The sequence below is a fragment of the Pseudomethylobacillus aquaticus genome, assembly GCF_003730115.1.
Taxonomy (GTDB): domain Bacteria; phylum Pseudomonadota; class Gammaproteobacteria; order Burkholderiales; family Methylophilaceae; genus Pseudomethylobacillus; species Pseudomethylobacillus aquaticus.
The window spans coordinates 171864-196003 of record NZ_RJVP01000001.1 but is presented as its reverse complement, the minus strand read 5'-3'; the positions used below and the strand labels follow the sequence as shown (position 1 = coordinate 196003).

General features: G+C 59.6%; 21 protein-coding genes. 7 read left to right on the top strand and 14 right to left on the bottom strand.

Annotation, left to right across the window (positions count from 1 at the left end):
* Positions 1-7: 7 nt before the first annotated feature.
* From ED236_RS00910 to smc, 5 genes are read right to left on the bottom strand one after another with little or no spacing between them, the layout of a single operon-like run.
* Positions 8-928, bottom strand: coding sequence for a tetratricopeptide repeat protein (locus ED236_RS00910; RefSeq protein WP_162299558.1), 921 nt, complete (start codon positions 926-928; stop codon positions 8-10).
* Positions 929-932: 4 nt separating this feature from the next.
* Positions 933-1793 carry a 3'(2'),5'-bisphosphate nucleotidase CysQ gene (cysQ, locus tag ED236_RS00905; protein ID WP_275669180.1) on the bottom strand — a complete coding sequence of 287 codons (861 nt, stop codon included), beginning with the start codon at positions 1791-1793 and terminating at the stop codon, positions 933-935.
* Positions 1794-1800: 7 nt separating this feature from the next.
* Positions 1801-4200, bottom strand: a complete 2400-nt coding sequence (gene ligA, locus ED236_RS00900) for an NAD-dependent DNA ligase LigA (protein ID WP_123236067.1) — start codon at positions 4198-4200, stop codon at positions 1801-1803.
* Between the two features lie 27 nt (positions 4201-4227).
* A complete protein-coding gene (locus ED236_RS00895) occupies positions 4228-5634 on the bottom strand; it encodes a cell division protein ZipA C-terminal FtsZ-binding domain-containing protein (protein WP_123236066.1) in 1407 nt (468 codons plus the stop codon).
* A 25-nt stretch (positions 5635-5659) separates the two neighbouring features.
* Positions 5660-9199, bottom strand: a complete 3540-nt coding sequence (smc, locus tag ED236_RS00890) for a chromosome segregation protein SMC (RefSeq protein WP_123236065.1) — start codon at positions 9197-9199, stop codon at positions 5660-5662.
* A gap of 139 nt (positions 9200-9338) precedes the next feature.
* Between smc and queF the strand changes: the two genes are divergently transcribed.
* From queF to ED236_RS00855, 7 genes are all read left to right on the top strand, one after another.
* The gene (gene queF, locus ED236_RS00885; protein WP_123236064.1) at positions 9339-9773 is read left to right on the top strand and encodes a preQ(1) synthase; all 435 of its coding nucleotides are present in this window, start codon (positions 9339-9341) and stop codon (positions 9771-9773) included.
* Between the two features lie 115 nt (positions 9774-9888).
* Positions 9889-10587, top strand: a complete 699-nt coding sequence (locus ED236_RS00880) for a GntR family transcriptional regulator (RefSeq protein WP_123236063.1) — start codon at positions 9889-9891, stop codon at positions 10585-10587.
* 220 nt (positions 10588-10807) lie between these two features.
* Complete coding sequence (locus tag ED236_RS00875; protein WP_123236062.1) at positions 10808-10993, top strand: hypothetical protein; 186 nt, start codon at positions 10808-10810, stop codon at positions 10991-10993.
* Complete coding sequence (locus tag ED236_RS00870) at positions 10990-12486, top strand: AtzE family amidohydrolase (protein WP_205125619.1); 1497 nt, start codon at positions 10990-10992, stop codon at positions 12484-12486. The genes ED236_RS00875 and ED236_RS00870 overlap by 4 nt, the downstream gene beginning before the upstream one ends.
* Entirely contained in the window at positions 12480-12860 is a 381-nt protein-coding gene (hpxZ, locus tag ED236_RS00865) for an oxalurate catabolism protein HpxZ (protein ID WP_205125618.1), read from the top strand. Before ED236_RS00870 ends, hpxZ begins: the two co-directional genes overlap by 7 nt.
* A gap of 280 nt (positions 12861-13140) precedes the next feature.
* The gene (locus tag ED236_RS00860) at positions 13141-13812 is read left to right on the top strand and encodes a cysteine hydrolase family protein (RefSeq protein WP_193726044.1); all 672 of its coding nucleotides are present in this window, start codon (positions 13141-13143) and stop codon (positions 13810-13812) included.
* A 17-nt stretch (positions 13813-13829) separates the two neighbouring features.
* A complete protein-coding gene (locus tag ED236_RS00855) occupies positions 13830-15401 on the top strand; it encodes a regulator (protein ID WP_123236060.1) in 1572 nt (523 codons plus the stop codon).
* Between the two features lie 125 nt (positions 15402-15526).
* Here the strand turns inward: ED236_RS00855 and ED236_RS00850 are convergent, their stop codons facing one another.
* The 9 genes from ED236_RS00850 to serC all read right to left on the bottom strand — a co-directional run bounded on the left by ED236_RS00850 (position 15527) and on the right by serC (position 24134).
* The gene (locus ED236_RS00850; RefSeq protein ID WP_123236555.1) at positions 15527-16708 is read right to left on the bottom strand and encodes a multidrug effflux MFS transporter; all 1182 of its coding nucleotides are present in this window, start codon (positions 16706-16708) and stop codon (positions 15527-15529) included.
* Between the two features lie 128 nt (positions 16709-16836).
* Positions 16837-18021 (bottom strand): pyrroloquinoline quinone biosynthesis protein PqqE, encoded by a 1185-nt coding sequence (gene pqqE, locus ED236_RS00845; protein WP_123236059.1) that lies wholly within the window; start codon positions 18019-18021, stop codon positions 16837-16839.
* Between the two features lie 76 nt (positions 18022-18097).
* The gene (gene pqqD / locus ED236_RS00840) at positions 18098-18382 is read right to left on the bottom strand and encodes a pyrroloquinoline quinone biosynthesis peptide chaperone PqqD (RefSeq protein WP_123236058.1); all 285 of its coding nucleotides are present in this window, start codon (positions 18380-18382) and stop codon (positions 18098-18100) included.
* A 50-nt stretch (positions 18383-18432) separates the two neighbouring features.
* Positions 18433-19197 (bottom strand): pyrroloquinoline-quinone synthase PqqC, encoded by a 765-nt coding sequence (gene pqqC, locus ED236_RS00835; protein ID WP_123236057.1) that lies wholly within the window; start codon positions 19195-19197, stop codon positions 18433-18435.
* A 12-nt stretch (positions 19198-19209) separates the two neighbouring features.
* Entirely contained in the window at positions 19210-20127 is a 918-nt protein-coding gene (gene pqqB / locus ED236_RS00830) for a pyrroloquinoline quinone biosynthesis protein PqqB (RefSeq protein ID WP_123236056.1), read from the bottom strand.
* A gap of 243 nt (positions 20128-20370) precedes the next feature.
* A complete protein-coding gene (gene pqqA, locus ED236_RS00825; protein WP_123236554.1) occupies positions 20371-20442 on the bottom strand; it encodes a pyrroloquinoline quinone precursor peptide PqqA in 72 nt (23 codons plus the stop codon).
* Positions 20443-20590: 148 nt separating this feature from the next.
* Complete coding sequence (gene hisC, locus ED236_RS00820; RefSeq protein ID WP_123236055.1) at positions 20591-21697, bottom strand: histidinol-phosphate transaminase; 1107 nt, start codon at positions 21695-21697, stop codon at positions 20591-20593.
* A 242-nt stretch (positions 21698-21939) separates the two neighbouring features.
* The gene (gene pheA / locus ED236_RS00815; RefSeq protein WP_123236054.1) at positions 21940-23007 is read right to left on the bottom strand and encodes a prephenate dehydratase; all 1068 of its coding nucleotides are present in this window, start codon (positions 23005-23007) and stop codon (positions 21940-21942) included.
* A gap of 44 nt (positions 23008-23051) precedes the next feature.
* Complete coding sequence (gene serC, locus ED236_RS00810) at positions 23052-24134, bottom strand: 3-phosphoserine/phosphohydroxythreonine transaminase (protein ID WP_123236053.1); 1083 nt, start codon at positions 24132-24134, stop codon at positions 23052-23054.
* Positions 24135-24140 lie beyond the last annotated feature (6 nt).

The window sequence follows — 24140 nt, the reverse complement described above, 5'->3', positions numbered from 1 at the left end:
CACCCCATTACTTTTTCGACAGGTCGGCAATGGCAGCACGCGCCTGATCCAGCAGGTCGAAGGCATTCATTTGCTCAGCGATGGTTGCCATGTCATTGAGCAGGCTGCGCGCAGTCGTTTTATCACCACTGGCGACCTTGGTTTCGGCCAGGTAAAAGTAACTCATGGCCTCCCAGTAAGGACCTTCATTTTGTTTGCTCAGTTTCAACGTCTTGTTGATCGCACGCTCGGCGTTCTCGTATTGACCGGCACGCGTGTAGATGCGACCCAGTTCCAGATTGGCATTGGCGATCTGATCCAGGGTACCCGCACGCTCCAGCATCAAGGTGGCGCGTATCTGATACTCGATGGCCTGATCATGCTTGCCCAGTTGGCTGGATGCTGCGGCAATGCGCACGGCGTTGTCTGCGCGCTCGTTATCATTGCCAGAAAGCTTGTCACCGGCGATATAACTGTCCAGGGCCGCCTGATATTGCGCACTGTCCATCAGCGTCTCACCGATAAGGTTGAGTGATACGCGCTCGAAGGTGCGGTTCTTTTCCTGCTGTGCCAGCTTCAGGCTGTCACGGTAGCTGACCAGTGCCGGTTCGTAACTCTTCATGGATTTCTGCACATTACCCAACAAGGCGAGCGCGATCATGCGGTCGTTCGCCGCGGAAGACAGTTTCACCGCCATCTGCAAGGCATCCAGCGCCTGCGGGAATTGGCCTGTGGCACCCAATGCCCGGCCTTTGCACAGATAGGCATCGCGCTGCTTGGCATCGACTTTCAGGATACGCTCGGCCCAGGCCTGGGCTTTGGCAGCATCCCCCTGCTTCACGGATTTATTGCATTCCGCGACCATGGTCGCCACATCCTCCTCGGCAGCATGGACAGTTTGCAGGCCAGCCAGCAGGCCCAGCATCAGAACGGTGGAAGCGATTTTCATATTGTTATGACTCCAGATACTGATTCCAGTCATGCAGCGTGGCGCCACATGCAAAAAACTCAGGGTTAAGTAATGATTCTTTGGTGTTGTAACGTAGTGGCAGGCTGTGCATGCCAGCGACCTGCCTATTGACCAGATGTCCGCCTGCTTGTTCCAGCACACATTGCGCAGCGGCAGTATCCCATTCGGAAGTGAGGCCCAGACGCGGGTAGACATCCGCCCTGCCCTCCGCCACCAGACAGATCTTCAATGAACTGCCCATGGATAACAGGCTGACTTCACCAAAATGCTGCTGCAGCGCATGCACAAAAGCTTCCATCCTGTGATCGGAGTGGGAGCGACTGCCCGCCACCACCAGACCACTCGCATTCGAACCGCCCGCATTAAGATCATGGCCTGGCAGCCTGCGCGCATGGATGGGCTTGGCATCTGCCTGCCCTGTCTGTTTGTAGGCGCCATGTGCATCGGCGTAGTACAGCACCTCCATCGCAGGCGCGTACACCACCCCCATCACTGGGCGGCCTGCACTGATCAGCGCGATGTTGACGGTGAATTCACCATTGCGCTTGATGAATTCGCGCGTGCCATCCAGCGGGTCCACCAGCCAGTAATGCGTCCACTGGCTGCGCTCACTATAAGGCAGTGCGGCTGATTCTTCGGACAGCACGGGCAGTGTGGGCGTCAATGCCAGCAGGCCTTGCTCTATACAGGTGTGCGCCGCCAGATCGGCCTGTGTCAGCGGACTATGGTCTTCCTTGCGCACCACCTCAATGGTACCGGCATAGACCTGCATGATGGCCTCGCCCGCCTGCCTGGCGATATGGATCAGCGCCTCGATCGAAACAGGCTGTTTATCTTCAATCACTTGCGCATCACTCCTCACTCAACATCTGCAATAGAGCCTGCTCATCGAGGATCGCCAACCCCAAAGCCTGGGCTTTGCCGAGCTTGCTGCCGGCTTCAGCGCCTGCCACCACATAATCGGTCTTCTTGGATACGCTGCTGCTCACCTTGCCGCCCGCTGCTTCTATCATCTGCTGGGCCTGGTCACGCGTCAGCGTGGGCAAGGTGCCGGTCAGCACCAGCGTCTTGCCCGCGAGCACACCGTGCTCCGCTTCGTCAGCAGGCAGGCTGGCCAGCAACTCATGGCATAGCGCATCAAGTTGCAACAACAAATCACGGTGACCATCGCCTTCCAGCCAGCCCAGCAAGGACGCCATGACCTCTGCCGGAAAGTCTGCGAGGGCAGCGTGATGCGCTATGCTCAAGGCCGCCAGCCCGGTCATGCTGGGCACCGCCATGGCCAGTTGCTTGCTACGCGTGGCGGTGAGCTTGGGCACACCCAGCGTGGCATACAAGGCGGCCGGTGCGAGTTTTTCACGCAAGCGCGCACTGGGTGCGTGTTCGCCCTGCGGCATCACGCCCGCCGCCAGCAAGGCATCCAGCGCTTGCTGGTTCTTGGGTTCTGCGAAAAAGTCAGCAATGGAATCGGCGACGATGGCGCCCACGTCAGGCAGACTCAGCAGCAAGGGTGCCGGTGCACGGCGGATGAGCGCCAGACTGCCCAGCCAGTCAGCCAGCGTCTTGGCCGTGGATTCACCCACATGGCGTATGCCCAGTGCGAACAGCAAGCGCGCCAGTGGCGGGGTTTTGCTGGCTTGTATCGCCGCCAGCAGGTTCTCCGCCCATTTGGTGGCGACCTTGCCATTGGCTACGGTCTCGGGGGTGATGCCGTCACGCTCGTCGGCGCGCTGCTTCATGGTCAGAAAATCAGTCAGCGTGAGTTTGTACAGGTCGGCGATGCCGTGCACATAGCCCAGCTCGACCAGATGTTCGATGTAGCGCTCACCCAGGCCCTCTATATCCATCATGCGGCGCCCGGCAAAATGGCGTATCGCTTCCTTGCGCTGTGCCGAGCAGAACAGCCCGCCGGAACAGCGCGCGATGGCCTCGCCCTGCTCGCGCACCACATGCGAGCCGCACACCGGACAGCTGGTCGGCAACAGGAAGCGCGGATACATAGGCTGCCGGGCCGGATTGAACAGGTCACTGCCCAGCCCTTCCACCATGGGCCTGCGCTCCAGCACCACAGACACCACTTCGGGGATCACGTCGCCAGCACGCCGCACGATCACGCTGTCGCCGATGCGCACATCCTTCCGGTCGATCTCGTCCTGGTTATGCAAGGTGGCATTGGTGACCGTGACCCCTCCCACGAACACTGGCTGCAGGCGCGCCACCGGGGTGATGGCACCGGTACGGCCCACCTGCACCTCGATGTTCTCGACCACGGTGATCTCTTCCTGGGCCGGGAATTTATGCGCCACCGCCCAGTGTGGCTCGCGGGTGCGGAAACCCAGTTCGCGCTGCAGCGCCAGACTGTTGACCTTGTAGACCACGCCATCGATGTCGTATGGCAACTGGTCGCGCTTGCTGGCTACAGCGGCATGGAATGCGACCAGGGCTTCTGCGCCAGTGCACACGGCGCGCAGCGCGCATACCGGCAAACCGTAGTCATGCAGCGCATCCAGCAAGGCGCTATGCGTCGCTGGCACATCCCAGCCGCTGGTTTCACCCAAACCATAGGCAAAGAAAGATAAAGGACGCTGGGCGCTGAGGCGCGGATCCAGCTGCCGCAGACTGCCTGCCGCACCATTACGCGGGTTGACCAGCAGCGCTTTGCCCTGTGCCAGCTGGCTGGCGTTGTAGCGCTCAAAATCAGAGCGGCTCATGTACACCTCGCCACGCACCTCCAGCACCGGCGGCGCGGCACCCTGCAGGCGCAGCGGGATCTGGCGTATGGCACGCACGTTCTGGGTCACCTCCTCGCCCGTTTCACCATCCCCGCGTGTGGCCGCCTGCACCAGCACACCCTGTTCGTAACGCAGGTTGATGGCCAGTCCGTCGAATTTAAGCTCGGCCGCATATTCGATGTCAGCTTCTTCAGGTGTCAGGCCCAGTTTTTTGCGGGTGCGTGCATCGAAGGCGCGTGCGCCTTCGGCGCTGATGTCGGTCTCGGTTTCGATGGAGAGCATGGGCACGCGATGCCGCACACTGGGGAAAGCCGCCAGCGGGGCAGCACCGACGCGCTGGGTCGGTGAGTCGGCACTGATCAGCGCTGGATGCTGTTGTTCCAGTGCCTGCAACTCGCGGTACAGGCGGTCGTATTCCGCATCGGGCACGCTGGGTGCCGCCAGCGTGTAGTACTCATAGGCATAGCGATTGAGCTGCTCACGCAAGGCTGCGGCTCGGCTGACCGGGTCAGTCGTCATGCAAAGTTCTCACAACAAGGCTCAGGTTCAGGAGAACAGGCGATGCGCGAGTGCGCTGCCTGGGGTGATGCCACGTGCCAGCATCTTGTTATGCAAGGCCTTCAACTGCACGCGGATCTTGTCGATCTGGGCTTCGCTGAGCGGGCGCTGCTGGTCATCGACCAGATGCGCACCCAGCGCGGTTTCCATCTGGCGTGCCAGCAGGATCATGCGGTTGAAGACTTCCAGGCTATCGCTGACATGCGGGATATCCAGCTTGAGCAGCAGGCCACGTACGATGACAGTCCGCATGGTCTCGTTATCGAAGGGGGTGCCGCTCTCGCTTTGCAGCAGGAACTGGGTCTGACCGGCGGCATCCTGCCAGTGGAATTTCCCGTCTGGCTGCAGGCTCAGGCCGCTGGCTTCCGCCAGACCGCGCAGCTTGCTGCCCAGCAAGGTGCTGGATGGCACCAGATGCAGGCTGATCATCTGATCCACTTCCACACAAAACGCATCCAGTGCCTGTGCGTGGTGCATGATCTCGGCATGACCGGCCTCATTGGCGACCGCAGGCAGCCATTGCAGCTTGGCATCCAGGCTGTTGCTGAGGCTATTGATCAGCAACTGGAAGCGCTGCAGCAGCGCTGTCGAAATGACGCCGGAACGATCCGCCAGCTGCAGCGCACACGCCAGTTGCTGCAAACCTTGGGCTCGCGTGTCACGGTGCAGTAGCTGCCAGTCGGTGTTGCGACCACGGCCATACACCAGCAAGGGCTTTTCGATATCGGTAAGTTGCTGCATGAAATCCTGCAGCTGCTGCGCGTCCATGCTGGCAAACTGCAACTGGGCGATGAGGTCGATGCGCGGATCGATGCCGGCAGGCAGTGGTTCAGGCGCACTGATGTCGCTAGATGGTTTGAGCGCTGGGGTGGCCGGGATTTGGGGCTCAAGGGCTTGCGCCTCCGGCTCAGCGGCTGGCCGGGGGTCAGGAGCGCTGCCGGATGCCGCAACGGGCTCGGATATGGGTTTGGAGACAGCTTTAGCGTCGGGTTTAACGGTATGCGCAGCGCTCACCGCTGGCTCGGCTGGCAAGTCCGGCGCCAGCTGCACAGGCAGTTCAGAAAATTCAGGCACATCCACAGGCTGGGCTGGCGTAGCCACTTTGCTGCCACGCTTCACTGGCTCCGAGACATACTCCTCGAAATCGGCTTCTGCCAGCGCATCGTCATGTGCAGACAAGGATTCATGCACGTCAGAAAGGCCAGCCAGCGGCACGGCTTGTTCCAATTCACGCTGGCGCAAGGTGAGGCCAGCCTCCATGAGCGGATCGATCTCCGGTGTGGTGAGGCTGTTGGCCTGGCGGCGTAACTGCCTTTCCTGCCAGCTGTTGTAGGCGATCACGGCGACGATCAGCAAGATGCCGATGGCGATGAGCGCAAGGTGTAGATCTGTCATGTTGTGGCTGCTTTTTTTATGATCGTCATGCGGCGACCTCCTCGTGCAATTGCATCGCTGCGGCCAGATCCACCTCGACCACGCGCGATACTCCAGACTCTTGCATGGTCACGCCGACCAGCTGCTGCGCCATTTCCATCGTTATTTTATTATGACTCACAAACAAAAACTGTGTGCGTTCGGACATTTTTTTCACCATGGCGCAGAAACGCTCGGTGTTGCTGTCATCCAGTGGCGCGTCCACTTCGTCCATCAGGCAGAACGGTGCCGGGTTCAACCGGAACAATGCAAACACCAGCGCCAGCGCGGTCAGCGCTTTCTCGCCACCCGATAGCAAGTGGATGGTGCTGTTCTTTTTGCCCGGTGGCTGCGCGAACACCTGCATACCAGTATCGAGGATCTCGTCGCCCAGCAGCTCCAGACGCGCATGGCCGCCCGCGAACAGCACGCTGAACAGTTCGCCGAATTCCGTGTTGGTGCGGTCGAAGGTGTCCTGCAGTCGCGCACGCGTCTCGCGGTCTATGCGGCGGATGGCATCTTCCAGCGTATCGGTGGCCTGCTGCAGATCGGTGGATTGACTTTGCAGATAGTGCTGACGCTCGCGCTGGCTTTCCAGCTCGCTGATGGCAGCCAGGTTGACCGCGCCCAGTGCTTCGATCTGCTGCTGCCATTGTTGGCACTGCTGCTGCGCCCAGGCGATGTCTGCGCCACGCGGCAGGCTGGTTTCCAGTTGTTCCAGGTCCACCGCGCCAGCCAGCAGTGCATCGCGGAACTGCTCGAATTCCAGCCTCGCCTGCTGCTCCTGCAGGCGCGCCTGCTCCAGGCGGTCACGCTGCGGGTGTGATTGCTGCTCCAGCTGCATGCGATTACGGTCTTCTGCCTGTAACTGCTGTTCCACTTCGGCCAGCTGGTTGCGACTGTCTGCCAGCGCGGCTTCACGCTGTTGTTTGTGCTGCAGCGCCTGCTCCAGCGCCACGCGCAGGTTCAGCATGGGGGCGGATTGCCATTGTGTTTGCAGCTTGTGTTGCTGCACAGCCAGGCTGGCCAGTTCTTCTTCACCTGCTTTCAGTCTGTCTTTCAGGTCGTTGATCTGATTCGAGATCACTGTCCCTGACAATGTCTGCTGTTGCAGCTCGCGCTCCAGCTGCTGACGTTGCTCGCGTAACTGGCGCACTTGCTGTTGCGCGCGTTCGGCATCGCCCGCCGCTTGCTTCCAGGCCGCTTGCAAGGCAGGCATGCCCGCTTCCAGCGCTGCGATCTTGTCCTGCTGCTGGGACGATGCCTGATCGGCCTCCTGCAGTTGCTGCTGCAATTCGGCCTGCTCGCTCTGCAAGGCCAGCAGGCGCTGCTCGGCATGCGTTTGCTGCTGCTTGAGGCGCTGTAGCTGCATGTCGTGCTGATGCTGTTGTTGCGTGGCCGTGGACCAGGCCTGCTGCCATTGACGCGCTTGCTGCTGCAGCTGTTGCAGCTCGGTCTCCGTTTCGGCAAGCTGGCCATGCGCGGTTTGCAAGGCCACCTGCAGGGCTGGCAAAGCGGCTTCCAGCTGTTGCAGCTCGCGCTGACGCTCCATCACGCCTTGCAAGGCGGACTGAGCGCCATGGAAGCAGACGCTGTGGCGGTCGTGGATATCGCCATCACGCGTCACCAACACCTGCCCGGGCTGCAAGCCTGAGCGCATGGCCGAGAGCTTGGCTGGGTCTGCACAGATTTGCACGCCCTGTAACCAGCTCGCCAGCGCGCTGAGCAGACTGGCGTCACTGACCTGCAGTTGCCCCAGCAAGCTGGCTGGGTCCGGGTTTGCTGCTGCGGTCGTATCCCTGATAGCCGCATCGCATGCTGCATCGCTAGCTGTACCACTGGCCGACAGCAGCATGGCCAGTGACGCAGGTGGGCGCTGCTCAGGCGTGTGGTCTGCCAGGACTGCATTCAGGCGTGCGCCCAGCACGGCTTCCAGTGCCCGCTCCCAGCCGGGAGCGATCTGGATGTGCTGCCACAGCCGTGGCTGCTGTTCCAGCTGATGTTGCGCCAGCCAGCGTTGCAGGGCTTCCGGGCTGGCGACTGCCGCCTGGATCTTCTGCAGGCTGCCGACCTGCGCCTTGCATTGCGTCAACGCAGCATTGGCCTGGTCGCGTGTGGCCTGTTGCAGCTTGATGGCATCGCGGCAGCGCTGCTCCTGCTGCTGATTGTGCTGACGCGTCTGCTCCAGCCCGCTTAATTGCGTAGCAAGCTCGGCCAGCACGCGGCTGGTATCGGCGATGAGGCTGGCATCCGGCAACACCCACTGCGTGCGTTCCTGATCCAGCCGCACGGCACGCTGTTGCAAGCGTGTGAGCGTGGTTTGCAGATGGCTGACCTGGGTCTTCTCCAGACGCAGTTGCTGCTCCTGGCGCTCGGCGTCCTGACGTGCGACATGATGTCTCTGTGCACTGCTGCCCGCCGCCTGTTCCAGTGCGGGCAAGCCTTGCAGGCAGTTATCCAGACGCGCTTGCAGGGCGGCACTTGTGGTACCAGCCTGCGCGGCTTGCTGCTGCAGAACGTGCTGGCGTTCCTGTAATTGCTGTTGCTGGGTCTGCACCCGTGTCTGCTGGGTCTGCAGCAGCTGGATCTGCTGTTGCAGGCGCTGCTGGCTTTCTTCGTGATGGCGTATCTGCTGTTCCAGGCTGGCCAGCGCTGCATTCGCTTCGTAGTACCCGGCCTGCGCAGCCTGCAGCGCACTGCTGGCTTGCTGGAACTGCTGCCTGCGCTGTTCCAGCTGGCTTTCTTGATGGCGCAACGCCGCGATATGGGCTTCCAGCGCATTGAGCAGCTTGTCCACCTGTTGGCGGGTCTTTTCCCAGTGCGTCGCGGCTTTACGTTGTTGCAGCAGGGCCAGCTGTTGCTGCGCCAGTGCCAGCGCTTGATGCAATTGCTGGTACTCGCGGGCCACCGCCGCCTGCGATTCCAGCTTGTCGATCTGCGCCTGCAATTCCGTGAGGATGTCCTGCACACGTGCCAGGTTGTCGCGCGTGTCACGCAGCCGCAGCTCGGTCTCACGGCGGCGTTCCTTGTATTTGGAGATACCAGCCGCCTCTTCCAGGAACACGCGCAACTCTTCCGGGCGGGCTTCGACGATACGCGAGATGGTGTTCTGGCCGATGATGGCATAGGCGCGGCCACCAAGCCCGGTACCCAGGAACAGGTCGGCCACATCACGGCGGCGCACCAGACTGTTGTTGATGTAGTAACTGGACCCCTTGTCGCGCTCGATCACGCGCTTGACGGCGATCTCGGCATATTGGCCCCATTCACCGTTGGCGCTGCCCAGGCTGTTATCGAACACCAGTTCCACACTGGCGCGCGAGATGGCCTTGCGCGTGCCGGAACCATTGAAGATGACCGCATCCATGGTATCGCCGCGCATCTCGCGGGCACTGGATTCACCCAGCACCCAGCGCATGGCTTCCATGATGTTGGATTTACCGCAGCCGTTGGGGCCCACCACGCCGATACGCTGGCCTTGCAGATGCAAGGTGGTCGGATCGACGAAGGATTTGAAACCAGCGAGTTTTAATTGAGTCAGACGCAATGTGCTAAGTTTTATAAACTAGGTTTTATCAATGAGCGACCTGGATTCTGTCTAGATTCTATTTGCGATTTTATAAGTTGAATTTTATAAATACGGCACGGAGTTTTATAATAATCGATTCATTTATACGGTAGCCCACATGTCCAGTCAACCCGCAACCACCCAGCCCAGTAAATCTCTGGAGACTTTCCCTAACCCCAAGCCGGAGCGCGACTTCCATATCCACATGGAAGTGCCCGAATTCACCTGCCTGTGCCCCAAGACCGGCCAGCCGGACTTTGCCATCATGCTGCTGGATTACATCCCAGACCAGACCTGTGTGGAATTGAAGAGCCTGAAGCTCTATATGTGGTCGTTCCGTGATGAAGGTTGCTTCCACGAAGCGGTCACCAATCGCATCCTCGATGACCTGGTCGCCGCGACCTCGCCGCGTTTCATGCGCCTGACTGCCAAGTTCTACGTGCGTGGCGGTATCTTCACCAACGTGGTGGCCGAATACCGCCAGGCTGGCTGGCAAGCAGCCCCACGTGTGGAGCTGTCCCAGTTCGACCTGCAGTCCAACATACGCGGCTGACCCATTCAGGCTTATCATCCCTGAACAAGGACTGCAGCATGCGGATCGCCGCCCGCCAGCAATCGCTGCTGGTACTGGCGGGCAGCGTGGCATGCCACTTTGATGAGATGACACCATGACCAAGCTGCCTGGCAAACGCAAAACCACTGCCGAGATCTATCAACTGATCCGCAACAAGATCACTTCGTTCGAGATGTTCCCGGGCGACCGCGTCACCGAGCACGAGCTGGCAGACCTGTTCGAAGTCAGTCGCACACCGGTACGTGAGGCGCTCAAGCGGCTGGAGGTGGAAGGCTTTGTATCGGTACGCCCCAAGCACGGGTGCTTCATCCGTGACTTTGACATCGTCGAACTGGCCGAGTATTACGATATCCGCATCGCCCTGGAACAGCTGGCGGTCGAGCATGCCTGTGAAAGCATGCCGGACAAACTGGTCAAACAGGCCATGGAAGCCTGGGACCCGGCCAGGCATGACGACGACATGGCCAGGGGCATAGACCTCAGCGTCAAGGACGAAGCCTTCCATATCGGGCTGGCCGAAGGCGCCCAAAAGCCCATGCTGGCGGACATGCTACGCAGCATCAACAACCGCATCCGCATCATCCGCAGGCTGGATATCAATGCCGACAATCGCAGCCTGCGCACCTATCGTGAGCATTTTGAAGTGCTGCAGCACATTCTCAACCGTGATGCAGGCAAGGCAAAACTGGCCATCAAGCGCCATATCCTGCGTAGCCGTGACTTCGCAAAAACCCTCACACTGACCGCATTGGCGCAGAAGAAAGCCCAGATCCGCGCTGGCAACACGCGCTGATCCGCCCTGCAGCACCGCATGCTGATACCCGATAGCGGCCGGTAACAAGCGCTAGCAAGGACAGCCAGTAATGTCAGCCCATAATCTCAGATAGCCCGCTGGTATCAAGTTTGCTTGAATCTGCATGCGCTGCTTGTATACAACATTGCATCGGGTAGCATATAAAAACGGATCGTCCGCGCCGGGCGATCACGTAGACGACACCAGCCACGGAGATGCCATGCCACTCGCCCCTACAGACCACGACACCTTGCATGCGCTGGCCGCGCTGAATGACATCAGGCTGGCAGAGACCGACATGCCACTACTTGCCCTGCATTTCGGCCTGCTAGGCCAGCATGCCGCCAACGTGCTGTCTTTTGCGCTGCATGAAGAACTCGACGCAGCGCCTGAGTTTCGCCCATGAATGCGGCTTCAGCAAGCATTCCAGCGGCGAGCGCACAGGAACAAATGCTGGCAGAGACCAGCGCTTCTACAGCAGGCTTGCCCCAGCGTGAGGCCAGCCTGGCCGAAAAGCTGCTGACAGGGACAGTGAGCGGCATGGTCAGCGCCTTGTCTGAAGGCCGCGTCAGTGCCACTGCGCTGACCCAGGCCGCGTTGCAGCGCATAGACGACCACGACGGCCTCTATAACAGCTTCACCGAAGTGACCAGCGTGCGTGCGCTGGCAGAAGCCGCCGACATCGACCGCAGGCGCGCAGGCGGTGAAACACTGCCGCCACTGGCCGGCGTGCCTTATGCCGTCAAGAACCTGTTCGATGTGGCCGGGCTGGTCACGCTGGCCGGCTCGCGCATCAACCGTGACCTGCCTGCCGCCAGTGAGGACGCCTTGCTGGTGCGTGCCATGCAGGCCCAGGGTGCGGTGCTGCTGGGCGCACTCAATATGGATGAATACGCCTACGGCTTCACCACGGAAAACAGCCATTATGGGCCGGCACGCAACCCGCACGACCCAGCCCGCAGTGCCGGTGGTTCGTCTGGTGGCTGTGGTGCCGCCGTCGCGGCGGGCATGGTGCCACTCACGCTGGGCTCGGATACCAACGGCTCGGTACGCGTGCCCTCTTCCATGTGCGGCATCTTCGGACTGAAACCCACCTATGGCGCACTGTCATTGCAGGGCATGTTCCCGTTCGTGCACAGCCTGGATCACGCTGGCATCTTTGCGCGCAGCAGCCATGATCTGGCATTGAGTTACGCGCTGCTGCACCGCGCCAGCCATGATCAAACGCGCTCCACGGTGGATAGCGGCACGCTGAGCACGGACATCAGCCGCTTGCGCATCGCCATCGCGGGCGGGCATTTCACCCAGGGCAATCCCGAAGCGAATGCTGCGGTGCAGAAGATCGCCAGTGCCTTGGGCACCCAACAGATGGTGGAGTTGCCGCAAGCGGCACGTGCGCGCTCTGCAGCCTACCTGATCACCGCCAGTGAGGGCGCGCAGCAACACCTGCAACGCCTGCGTACGCGCGCCGCTGACTTTGACCCCATGACACGCCCACGCCTGTTGGCGGGCAGCATGATGCCCGCCGCCTGGTATATCGGTGCACAGCGTTTCCGGCACTGGTTCCAGAGCGAAGTAGCCAAGTTGTTTCAGGATGTGGATATCATCCTTGCGCCCAGCACGCCATGCAGTGCCCAGAAGATCGGTCAGGACAGCATGACCATCAACGGGGTCGAGATGCCGACACGCCCTAATATCGGCATGTTCACACAGCCCATCTCCTTCATCGGCCTGCCGGTAGTGAGTGTGCCGGTGCAGCAAGCGGGTGGCATGCCGATAGGCGTGCAGATCATCGCCCCGCCCTGGCGTGAGGACATCGCGTTGCAGGTCGCCGCTTATCTGGAATCCACTGCTGTGGTAGCTGCCCCGGTGGTCACCCGGGTGGAGGCCGCATGCTGAACGTCAACCTGCCTGAAACCCTGGCGTCGGTCACTGCAGCTTTTGAGGCCTATGAAGCTGCGCTGATGCGTAACGATGTAGAAGCACTGATCCCGTTCTTCTGGCAAAGCCCGCAGGCGGTACGCTTTGGCGCCACGGAGAATCTGTACGGCTGGGATGCGATCGTGAATTTTCGCCAGAACCGTCAGCCACCACTGCCACGCACCTTGATGAATACCGTCATCACCACCTTTGGCGAAGACTACGCCAATATCAGCACCGAATACCGCAATAGTGCAGGGGTTTGCGGCCGGCAGATGCAAAGCTGGGTACGCACGGATGCGGGTTGGCGTATCGCGGCTGCGCATATCTCCTTGCGACCCGAGATCAGCTAAGTCACCCAAGCCAGGACACCCCGGGCGGGCCATGATTGGCGGCGTTGCACCACACATTACAGCAGGCATTGCACCATGAGCATGCCTGCGTGCACACCCTCCGTGCACAGCAAGCGTGTATCAACCGCCGCTATAAATAAACATAACTTCATTATTTTTCAATCTATTAAATGATTAATATCAGGCAATAGATTGATTGTATCCACGCCTGGTCCCCGGCACGGCTCTTGCTCTTGTTGTATACAACGTTGCACCACAAAGCCTGCAGGGAACACCACCGATGTCCAAGCTCACCATAGCCGCCGAACCTTATGACATGCCGATTGACTTTGCGACGACTGCACTGCTCATCATCGACATGCAGCGCGATTTTCTCGAACCAGGTGGATTCGGCGCTTCCCTGGGCAACGATGTCAGTCTGCTGCACCCCAGCATAGCCCCCTGTCAGCGTTTGCTGCAGGCAGCCCGTGCAGCCGGGATGTTCGTGCTGCATACCCGCGAGGGGCATCGTCCTGATCTGTCTGATGCGCCTCCGGCCAAGCTGGAACGTGGTCACCCCATCCTGAATATAGGGTCGCAGGGAGCCATGGGGCGCATCCTGATCTGTGGCGAGCCCGGTCAGGACATCATCCCGGCCTTGTATCCACAAACAGGCGAGCCTGTCATCGACAAGCCGGGCAAAGGCGCGTTCTTCGCCACAGACCTGCAGTGCATCCTGCAAAACCGTGGTATCCGCAGCCTCATCGTGTGCGGTGTCACCACCGAAGTCTGCGTGCATACCACCGTGCGCGAAGCCAATGACCGTGGTTACCGCTGCATCGTACCCGGTGATTGCTGTGCCTCTTACTTCCCAGAATTTCACGACGTTGCGCTACGCATGATCAAAGCCCAGGGCGGCATCTTTGGCTGGGTCAGTGATTCCGAACGCATCATCGCCGCGCTTTCAGCTTAAATCTCAAGGAGATCTACATGTCCGCCTCGCCTAACTCAGACACCTGGAAGCCCGCCCTGTGGACCTCGGGGGACTGGAACGCACTATTCGGTTTTGGTACCAACATCCTGGTCAATCTGCTGGTGCTCACCGGTCTGTTGCGTTTTGTGCTGCAGATGCCGGACGACATCGTGTTCGGGCGTATCCTGCCCGCCACCGGCCTGATGCTGTTCCTGAGCACGGCCTACTATGCCTGGCTGGCCTGGAAGCTGGCCAAGAGCACAGGCCGCACCGATGTATGCGCCCTGCCCTCGGGCGTCAGTGTGCCGCATATGTTCGTGGTGACGTTTGTGATCATGCTGCCTATCTCGCTGGCCACGGGCGACCCGATCAAGGGTTGGGAGGCCGGGCTGACCTGGGTGTTCATCCAGAGCTTTGTGCTGATGCTGGGTGCCTTCATCGCGCCCGTGGTGCGCCGCATCACACCGCGCGCTGCCCTGCTGGGCACGCTGGCCGGGGTCTCGGTGGCCTTCATCGCACTGCGTCCGGCACTGGAGATGTACATGACGCCGGTGATCGGCATCGTCAGCCTGGCCATCATCCTGGCAGGCTGGTTCGGCGGTGTGCGTTATTACAAGGGCATCCCTGCAGGCCTGATCGCCATCGCGGTCGGCACCCTGATCGCCTGGGGCTCGACGGCGCTAGGCCTTCATTACGGTGGCATGAGTCTGGCCAATGTAGGCGCAGCGCTGGGCAATTTTGGCTTTTCACTGCCCTTGCCCGCCGTTGACCATGTGTTCTCTGGCTTTGAATTCCTGGGCGTGATCCTGGTCACGGCTATCCCGTTCGGCATCTACGACCTGGTAGAAGCGATGGACAATGTTGAGAGCGCTGCTGTCGGTGGTGACAGCTACCCCACCACACGTGTGCTGACCGCCGATGGTGCCATCAGCCTGGTCGGCTGCCTGATGGGCAACCCCTTCATCAACGCAGTGTACATCGGCCACCCAGGCTGGAAGGCCATGGGCGGCCGCATAGGCTATTCACTGGCCACCGGCGTGGTGGTACTGGTGTTGTCCTTGCTGGGCATCATCGCCTTGCTGGCCTCGCTGGTGCCTGTGGTGGCGATCTCGCCCATCCTGCTCTATATCGGCATGCTGATCGGTGCACAGGCCTTTCAGGAAACCCCACGCAGCCATGCACCGGCCATCGTGCTGGCGCTGATGCCGCACCTGGCCGCCTGGGGCAAGTTGCAGATCGACAATGCGCTGGGCGCGGCAGGCACCAGCGCCATGGCAGTCGGTCTGGACAAACTTGGTCAGACTGGTGTGCTGTATCAGGGTTTATCCGTACTTGGGGGCGGCGCCATTCTGGGCGGCCTGATCCTGGGGGCCATCGCGGCGCTCATCATCGAGCGCCAGCTTGCCAAGGCTGCGGCATTCGCCCTGGCGGGGGCGGTGCTGACCTTCTTTGGCTTCATGCACAGTGAAGAACTGGTATTCGGCCATGCGTCACCGGTCGCTGCCGCGTATCTGATCGTGGCGGTGATGCTGTATGTTTGCGCGCGCCGGGCGCAGTTCAGTGAAAAGCCAGCCGAGATGGCGCACTGAAGCAGGTAGCCGACTGAACAGAAGCGCGCTGCTTAGCGCTTAGGGCAAGCTCAACGCGCGCAGTCTGCGCGCGTTGTCTTTTGCGTGATGGCTGCAGGTGTTTCGATACTCAGCTGTTGCGATGCTCAGGTTTTTCGATATAGCGCCGTGCCACGGATGGCCAGCCAGCCGAGTAGCAGGTAGACCAGCATTGCGACTGCCAGACCGACCGGGTGGTCCCATACCAGCGGGACGATCAGGCCAGCAGAGAGGGAGGACAACAGCATCTGCATGAACGCCTGCGCAGAGGCGGCCGTGCCGCGGATGCGCGGATGACGGTCCAGTGCCGCCAGGGAAAGGATGGGCACGGCAGCGGCCATGCCGATGTTGAACAAGGCGATGGGAGCGATATTGCTCAGTACGTCAGCAGGCAGGTTGAGGCAGACCACCAGATTGAGTGTAGCCAGCAAGGCCATCCAGGCGTATGCGCTGCGCACCACCAGGGCACTGCTCCATCGCCCGGCAGCCAAACGCGCCAGCCAGGAGCCCAGGATCATGCCGCAGACGGTGGGCACGAACATATAACCGAATTGATGTTCATCCAGCCCCAGGTGACGGATCAGGAACACCGGGCTGGCCAGCACATAGATGAAGAAAGCCGAGAAATTAGCGCCGATCGCAAAGCACAGGCGCCGGAACTCGGCGTCCCCAAACACCTGACCATAACTGCTCCAGACCCGCTTCGCCGACAAGGGCATGCGCTTGTCTAGAGGCATGGTCTCCGGCAAGCAGCGCACGGCGGCCCACAGGCTGAGCGCCGCATACAAGGCCAAAAACAGGAAGATAGCCTGCCAGTGGATGCCGAGTAGCAAGCCACCTATCATGGGCGCAACCGCAGGTGCGATCCCGAACAGCATCTGCACGGTGGCCATCACGCGCTGCGCCTGGGCACCTTCGAACAGGTCGCGCACCATGGCGCGGGCCACCACATTGCCCGCCCCACCTGAGACACCCTGCAATACCCGGAAGAACCATAAGGTTTCCACATTAGGCGCTAGTGCACAGCCGATGGAAGCGAGCACGAACACGCCCAGGCCGATCTGCAAGGTACAGATACGCCCGATGGCGTCCGAGATGGCCCCATGCCATAGCGTCATCAAGGCATACGGCACCAGATAAAAGGTCAGGCTCTGCTGGATCTGCAAGGCGCTGCCACCCAGCGCCTGCTCCAGTGTGAAAAAGGCTGGCAGATAGGTGTCAATGGCGAATGGTGCCAGCGCCGTCAGGCTGGCGAGCACCAGGACCAGCGTGGTGGATGTGGATTTCATGACCATGGTGAGGTTGATCGCATCAGACGAGGTGGTTGATGTTGAGCGGTGGGCCACAAAGCGGGCTACGAAAAAGAACAGGCGCATCGCTGCGCCCATTCTAACTGACTAGCATGCAACACACGCCATCAAGGCAGTGCGTGGAAATCGGCGACGCGCTCCTGGAGCTCGCCGGCGATGATCTTTTTGGAGTTCTTGTCCGTGCGGAACACGATGGGCTGCGCCTGCAGCTGCGGGTTCTTGGCGTCCTCGATGGCTTTTTCGATGATGTGATGGTTAGGCGACAGGCTGCATACCGGGTCGGCACTTTCCGCATCCCCCGTCAGCAGGAAAGCCTGGCAACGGCAACCAGCCAGATCGTTATCTTTTTCCGGGCAGGTGCGGCAAGGCGCTTTCATCCAGCTGTCACCACGGTACTTGTTGAACGCGGGAGAGTCCTTCCATGCCCATTCCAGTCCCTTGTCACGCACGTTAGGGAACTGCATATTGGGTAGCACGCGCGCCGAGTGGCAGGGCAATACATCGCCGTTAGCGGTGACGATCATGAACACTTCACCCCAGCCGTTCATGCACTTCTTGGGACGCTCGGCGAAGTAATCCGGCACCACGAAGAAGATCTTCATCTTGTTGCCGACCTTGGCACGGAACTCGTTGGTGATCTTCTCGGCGTGATCGATCTGTTCCTTGCTGGGCATGAGCTGACTGCGGTTGACCAGCGACCAGCCGTAGTACTGCGTGTTGGCCAGCTCCACATAATCTGCGCCCAGCGCTTCCGCCATCTCGAGGATCTCCTTGATATGACCGATGTTGTAGCGGTGGATCACCACGTTCAGCACCATGGGGTAGCCGTGATTTTTGATCATGGCGGCGACCTTCTTTTTCAGCTCGAAGGTGCGCGTATTGGTGATGAAATTGTTGATCTCTTCGGTGATGTCATGCATGGACAGCTGGATATGGTCCAGACCACCTTCCTTGAAGGCCTGGATGCGCTTTTCGGTCAGGCCCACACCGGAAGTGATCAGGTTGCTGTAATAGCCCAGCTTCTTGGCTTCGACCACAATGTCTTCGATGTCGTCGCGCAACAAGGGCTCACCACCCGAAATGCCCAGCTGCAAGGCGCCAAGCTTGCGTGCATCACGCAGCGCCTGTATCCACTGCTCGGTGGAAAGCTCGTTCTGGGTGTGCTTGTCGTAGTCGGTGGGGTTGTAGCAGAAGGCACAATGCAGCGGACAGCGGTAGGTGACTTCAGCCAGTAACCACAGCGGCTGGGTATGCGTGACGTTGGCGGCAACGCCGTTATTCTGCTGGGCCATCTTCCACTCCTCGATTCAATGTATCTTTTATTATTATGTTTTGATTGTATTTTTTATTGGGCGACTTTAGTGCGACTTAGTTCAGTTTGCGCAGCCAGGCTTTACCCAGGGCCAGGTCGAACATGGCCAGGATATCCTTTTCGATGTCAGGCACATCCGGAAATGTGGCTTGCAGGCTGGCGACCACCTCGCCTACGCTGCGCTGGCCATCGACCAGCTTGAGCACTTCACCGGCGCCGCCATTGAGCTTGACCATGCCCTCCGGGAAGAGGATCACATAGCACTGCTGGGCTTCTTCCCATTGAAAACGGTGATGCAGCGCAATGGCGTAAATATCGGTGTGTTGTATCGTATTTTGCATGCCAATCCAGTAAAGCCTATTTAAGTGACGTGAGCCGGGTCAGACCGGCATCAATCGAAACGAATCACCGGCTGACGCAGGTAGTCGCGTCCTTCGGTCTTGATATCGGTAGAAGCCAGCATGATGGAATCGGCGATGACCCACAATACATCCAACTTGAATTGCAGGATATCCAGCGCGCGCATCTGCATCTCGCGGCTCTGGCTGAAATACTCCAGTGTGACGCCAAGCCCCTGTTCCACATCGCGTCTGGCTTCGGTCAGGCGCTTCTTGAAATAAGTGAGGCCTTCTTCCTTGATCCAGGGGTACATGGCAGGCCAGGAACTGATGCGCTGCTGATGGATGTGTGGCGCGAACAGTTCGGTCAGGCTGGAACAAACCGATTCCTGCCAGGGACGCTGACGTGCGAAGTTGATATAGGCATCCACAGCGAAACGCACGCCAGGGCTGACCATGCGCAAGGAGGTCACATCGTCACGGCTCAGGCCCACAGCCTGGCCCAGCTTGATCCAGGCTTCGATACCGCCTTCGTTACCATCGACACCATCGTGGTCGGTGATACGCACAATCCAGCCCTTGCGGATCTCTTTGTCCGGGCAGTTGGAGAGGATGGCAGCATCTTTTTGCGGAATACCGATCTGGTAATAAAAACGGTTGGCCACCCAGCACTGCAGCTGTTCTTTGCTCAGTTTGCCTTCATACATCATCACGTGAAAAGGGTGATAGATATGGTAACCCTGCCCTTTTTCACGTAGCTTGGCTTCGAATTCCTCGCGTGACCATGGGGCCAGACGGTTGTCCATTGGTGCGTTCATGCTGCTCTCCTCCTAAAGAATGATGTCCATGCCGTCATAGGCGACTTCGATGCCATGACGGTCGAGCTCGGTGCGCTCGGCGGAATCTTCTCTCAATATGGGATTGGTGTTGTTGATGTGGATCAACACGCGGCGTGCCTGCGGATAAGCATCCAGCACTTCTATCATGCCACCGGGGCCGGATTGCGGATTGTGGCCGATGGAACGGGCAGTCTTGGTCATCAGGCCCATGTCGATCATTTCGGTGTTGGTCCAGAACGTGCCATCCACCATGATGCAGTCGGCCTGTTGCATGAGTGCGGGCAGATGTGGTTCGATCTCGCCCAGGCCGGGCGAGTACCAGCACTTCTTGCCGGTGCTGGTTTCTTCGATGAGCACGCCTATGGTGTCGCCAGGGTGCGGGTCGTTGCGATGCGGGGAATACGGTGGTGCTGCGCTCTTCAACGCGACTGCCGTGAAGCGCAGGCCAGGTGCACCAGGCACCTCAAAGCTGCTGCTACCGTCAGTGGGGATCTGGTGATGATTGATGCCGCAGTAGTGGCCGAGGATATTCAGCAGCGGATTGCCTGTGGTCAGGTCTTGATAGACCATGTCGGTACAATAGATCTCGCGCTTGACCTGGCCTTCGCGCAGCATCAGCAGCCCGGTGGTATGGTCGATCTGTGCATCGATGAGGATGATGCCAGCGATGCCACTGTCGCGTATGGCGCGACCAGGTTGCAAAGGTGGGAATTCCTGGATCTGCTGCAAGACATCGGGAGAGGTATTGAATAGTACCCAGTTGATACCATCACTGCTGACACAGATCGAAGATTGCGTGCGGCGCTTGGCCTTGATGGTGCCCTTGCGCAAGCCGTCACAGTTAGGGCAATTGCAGTTCCACTGCGGAAAACCACCACCAGCGGCGGCGCCTAAAACATGAATATGCATGACAGCTCTCTGTTAAAAAATTATAGGGTGAGGCGGCGGCCTTGCACCCTATTATACCGGCCCGTTCTGTCGGGCTCGATGCATGGCCCGGTTTTAGCCGGACCATGCCGCGTGATCATTTGATGATGACGCTGGTACTGCTTGCAATCTTAACGATTACACCTGCTTTCAGTTTGCAATCTTAGCGATTGCGCACTTTTTTGTTTGCAACCTTATCGATTGCGCACTTTTTTGTTTGCAATCTTAGCGATTGCAAACGTACATCGTGACTTCAAAGCCAAAACGCATTTCGGTAGCTGCTGGGGTGGTCCACATAATGAATCTCCTTAAGTTGGTTGATTTTTACGTTGCCGATGAATGTCTGCAACGTATGTACATTGTGCGTGGAGCCCGTACGATCTCACAGGGCGCAAATCACCAAAGCCGCCTCATGATTATCATTACAAATTGTTACAAACCCCACTCAAGCCTGCGCCAGGTATTGCTGCAGCACTTCCAGGAAGCGTGTGTTCTCATCATGGAGGCCGATGCTGACACGCAAGTAATCCGGCATGCCGTAATTGGCCACCGGGCGCAGGATGACGCCCTGACGCAATAGATACTGATAGGCAGCCGCTGCGCCATCTATGCGGAAACTCACGAAATTACCATACGACGGGATCCACTCCAGCCCCAGTGCCTGCAGACCACGTGTGATCTGCAGCATGCCGGCGCTATTGAGGGCGTAGCTGCGCGCTACGAAATCCTCGTCCGCCAGTGAGGCTACCGCCGCCGCCTGCGCCACGCTGTTGACGTTGAATGGCTGACGCACGCGGTTCATGATGTCCGCGACGCTAGCCGACGTCATACCGAAGCCGATACGCAAACCGGCCAGTCCATAGGCTTTGGAGAAGGTGCGCGACACAATGAGATTGCTGAATTCATCCAGCCACTGTGGACTGGTGGATTTCAGGTCTGCTGCCAGGTATTCGTCGTACGCCTCGTCCAGCACCACCAGCACGCTGGATGGCACTTGTCGCAGAAAGTCCAGCAAGGCGTCTTTACTCAGCCAGGTGCCGGTCGGATTATTGGGGTTGGCAATGAAGATCATGCGCGTGCGTGGCGTGATCGCTGCCAGCATGGCATCCAGATCATGGCCAAAATCCTTGGCAGGCACGGTGATGCCGGTAGCGCCTATGGCCTGGGTGACCAAGGCATAGACAGCAAAGGCGTGCTCGGCATAGATGGCCTCGCTACCCGGCGTCAGGAAAGCACGCGCCGCAAGCTCCAGAATGTCGTTGGAGCCGTTACCGAATACCAGCTGTGCTGGCTGCAGGCCGAACTTTTCGCACACGGCGGTGCGCAGTGCATAGCTGTTACCGTCCGGATAACGTGCGATATCTTCCAGCGCATCCTGCATGGCCAGATGGGCCTTGGGGCTGATGCCCAGTGGGTTCTCGTTGGAGGCCAGCTTCACGATGCGGTGCAGCTCCAGGCCCATTTCGCGGGCCAGCTCGCTCATCGGTTTGCCTGGCTGGTAAGGCAGGATGGCACGGATATGCGCAGGGGCCAGATCGCACGGAGTATTCAAGAAGCTCGCCTTTCTAATAGTAGTATCATCGTTAACGGTTTGGTTCTGATGGCGACAGGCGGGATCGGTTCAATCCTTGCCAGACATGCTGACCCATCAAACAAACCAGTCATGCCATTCAGCATAAAACAATGCCTGCCCCGGCAGGCCGGTGCAGGCAGGTAGGGGACGAAATGACTGCGCCCACTCAGTGCTGCGTTCGGTCAGTGCTCCGCCATGGCAGCGTCATCACGGCATCAACGTCAGGCAACGGCTAGCGGGTAAGAACCCAGCACCTTGACCAGCGAGGCACGCTGGCCGATCTCCTGTAGCGCGCTTGCCAGTGCCGCATCCTGACAGTGGCCTTCAACGTCCACAAAGAACACATATTCCCACAAACCATTGCGTGACGGGCGCGACTCCAGCTTGCTCATGCTCACGCCATGCAGAGCCAGTGGTGCCAGCAGGTCGACGATGGCACCCGGGATGTTGCGCGTGGCAAGCAGCAAGGAAGTCTTGTCCTGACCAGAAGGCGCGACATCATGCGTGGCCAGCACCAGAAAACGCGTGGTGTTCTTGGGGTCGTCTTCTATGCTCTCTGCCAGCACATTCAGCGTGAACAGCTCGGCCGCACGGCGACTGGCGATCGCGGCCGCGCCTGCTTCGCTGGCTGCCAGGCGTGCGCCTTCGGCATTGCTGGACACCGCTTGACGTTGCGCATTGGGCAGATGCTGATTCAGCCAGGCGTGACACTGCGCCAGCGACTGCGCGTGCGCATAGACCGTGGTGACCTGTTCACGAGTCGCTGTGTTAGTCAGCAGATTGTGATGGATGGGCAGCGTGACTTCGCCGCAGATACGCAGTTGCGTGCTCATGAGCAGATCCAGCGTGCGGCCAACCGCACCTTCGGTGGAGTTCTCCACCGGCACCACGCCATAATCGACCTTGCCGGACTCCACCATACGGAACACGTCGTCTATGGTGTTGCACAGCACGGGGGCCGAGACGCCACCGAACTGCTTGTTGGCGGCCTCCTCACTATAGGTCCCTGCCGGGCCAAGGAAGGCCACCGACAACTGTTTTTCCAGCGCACGGCAATTGGACATCACCCCACGGAAGATGGCCGTGACCGCTTCGGCGCTCAGCGGGCCCTGATTCAGGGCCAGCAGACGACGCAGCACCTGCGCTTCGCGTTCAGGACGGTAGATCGGCCCCTCACCCTTGAGGCTGCCGATATCACGCGCATGCTGGGCACGCGCATTGACCAGCTTGAGCAATTGCTCGTCGATGGCATCGATCTGGTCGCGATGTTGTTTGAGCGCGTCGTCCATGTCTGTCTACTCGGGTCTATCTACTCTAGTCAGTTTAGCGGGCGTCAAGCGTATTGTTGTTCGAACTGCTGCATGAAGCGGATCAGCGCCTGCACACCCTCGATGGGCATGGCGTTGTAGATGGAAGCACGCATACCCCCCACCAGCTTGTGCCCCTTCAATTGCAGCAAGCCATGCTGCTGCGCCTGCTTAAGGAACTCGCCATCCAGCGTTGCATCCTTGAGCATGAACGGGATGTTCATGCGCGAACGATTGTCCACTGCCACCGGCGAGCTGTAGAAGGCAGAAGCATCCAGATAATCATAAAGCAGCTTCGCTTTGACGATGTTGTTCTGCTCCATCGCAGCGAGGCCGCCCAGCTTGAGCACATGCTTGAACACCAGGCCCGCCATGTAGATGGCAAAGGTCGGCGGCGTGTTGTACATGGAATCGTTATCCGCGTGGATCTGGTAATCCATCATGGTGGGCGTGCCGGCTTGTGCATGGCCGATCAGGTCATCACGCACGATGACGATGGTAAGGCCGGCCGGGCCGATGTTCTTTTGCGCACCGGCATAGATCAATGCGTATCTGGACACATCGATGGGCCGCGACAGGATGTGCGAGGACATATCACACACCAGCGGCACATCGCCGGTCTCGGGCGTCCAGAAGATCTCGACACCACCTATGGTCTCGTTCGAGGTGTAGTGCACATAAGCGGCGTCCGGGTTCAGCCTCCATTCCGATTGGGCTGGTGCATAGGTGAAGTTGCGATCCGCCGACGAGGCCACCACATTCACCTCGCAAAAGCGCGCTGCTTCGTCTATGGCTTTTTCTGACCAGATGCCGGTATTCAGGTAATCCGCCGCCGTCTTGCCACGCAACAGGTTGAGCGGGATCATGCTGAACTGGCTATGCGCCCCGCCCTGCAGGAACAGCACCTTGTAGTTGTCGGGGATGGCCATCAAGCTGCGCAGATCGGCTTCGGCTTCGGCCGCGATGGACAGGAACTCCTTGCCGCGATGGCTCATCTCCATCACCGACATGCCGCTACCACGCCAGTCCATCATCTCGTCACGCGCCTGTGCCAGCACCACCTGTGGCAACACCGCCGGGCCTGCAGAAAAATTGAAGATTTGCGTCATGGCTTT

What these genes read in the sequence shown, in the direction of transcription:
- ED236_RS00910 (WP_162299558.1), bottom strand. Translation starts at nt 928, where the DNA reads ATGAAAATCGCTTCCACCGTTCTGATGCTGGGCCTGCTGGCTGGCCTG.
- ligA (WP_123236067.1), bottom strand. Translation starts at nt 4,200, where the DNA reads ATGACGACTGACCCGGTCAGCCGAGCCGCAGCCTTGCGTGAGCAGCTC.
- ED236_RS00895 (WP_123236066.1), bottom strand. Translation starts at nt 5,634, where the DNA reads ATGACAGATCTACACCTTGCGCTCATCGCCATCGGCATCTTGCTGATC.
- queF (WP_123236064.1), top strand. Translation starts at nt 9,339, where the DNA reads ATGTCCAGTCAACCCGCAACCACCCAGCCCAGTAAATCTCTGGAGACT.
- ED236_RS00880 (WP_123236063.1), top strand. Translation starts at nt 9,889, where the DNA reads ATGACCAAGCTGCCTGGCAAACGCAAAACCACTGCCGAGATCTATCAA.
- ED236_RS00875 (WP_123236062.1), top strand. Translation starts at nt 10,808, where the DNA reads ATGCCACTCGCCCCTACAGACCACGACACCTTGCATGCGCTGGCCGCG.
- ED236_RS00870 (WP_205125619.1), top strand. Translation starts at nt 10,990, where the DNA reads ATGAATGCGGCTTCAGCAAGCATTCCAGCGGCGAGCGCACAGGAACAA.
- hpxZ (WP_205125618.1), top strand. Translation starts at nt 12,480, where the DNA reads ATGCTGAACGTCAACCTGCCTGAAACCCTGGCGTCGGTCACTGCAGCT.
- ED236_RS00860 (WP_193726044.1), top strand. Translation starts at nt 13,141, where the DNA reads ATGTCCAAGCTCACCATAGCCGCCGAACCTTATGACATGCCGATTGAC.
- ED236_RS00855 (WP_123236060.1), top strand. Translation starts at nt 13,830, where the DNA reads ATGTCCGCCTCGCCTAACTCAGACACCTGGAAGCCCGCCCTGTGGACC.
- ED236_RS00850 (WP_123236555.1), bottom strand. Translation starts at nt 16,708, where the DNA reads ATGAAATCCACATCCACCACGCTGGTCCTGGTGCTCGCCAGCCTGACG.
- pqqE (WP_123236059.1), bottom strand. Translation starts at nt 18,021, where the DNA reads ATGGCCCAGCAGAATAACGGCGTTGCCGCCAACGTCACGCATACCCAG.
- pqqD (WP_123236058.1), bottom strand. Translation starts at nt 18,382, where the DNA reads ATGCAAAATACGATACAACACACCGATATTTACGCCATTGCGCTGCAT.
- pqqC (WP_123236057.1), bottom strand. Translation starts at nt 19,197, where the DNA reads ATGAACGCACCAATGGACAACCGTCTGGCCCCATGGTCACGCGAGGAA.
- pqqB (WP_123236056.1), bottom strand. Translation starts at nt 20,127, where the DNA reads ATGCATATTCATGTTTTAGGCGCCGCCGCTGGTGGTGGTTTTCCGCAG.
- pheA (WP_123236054.1), bottom strand. Translation starts at nt 23,007, where the DNA reads ATGGACGACGCGCTCAAACAACATCGCGACCAGATCGATGCCATCGAC.
- serC (WP_123236053.1), bottom strand. Translation starts at nt 24,134, where the DNA reads ATGACGCAAATCTTCAATTTTTCTGCAGGCCCGGCGGTGTTGCCACAG.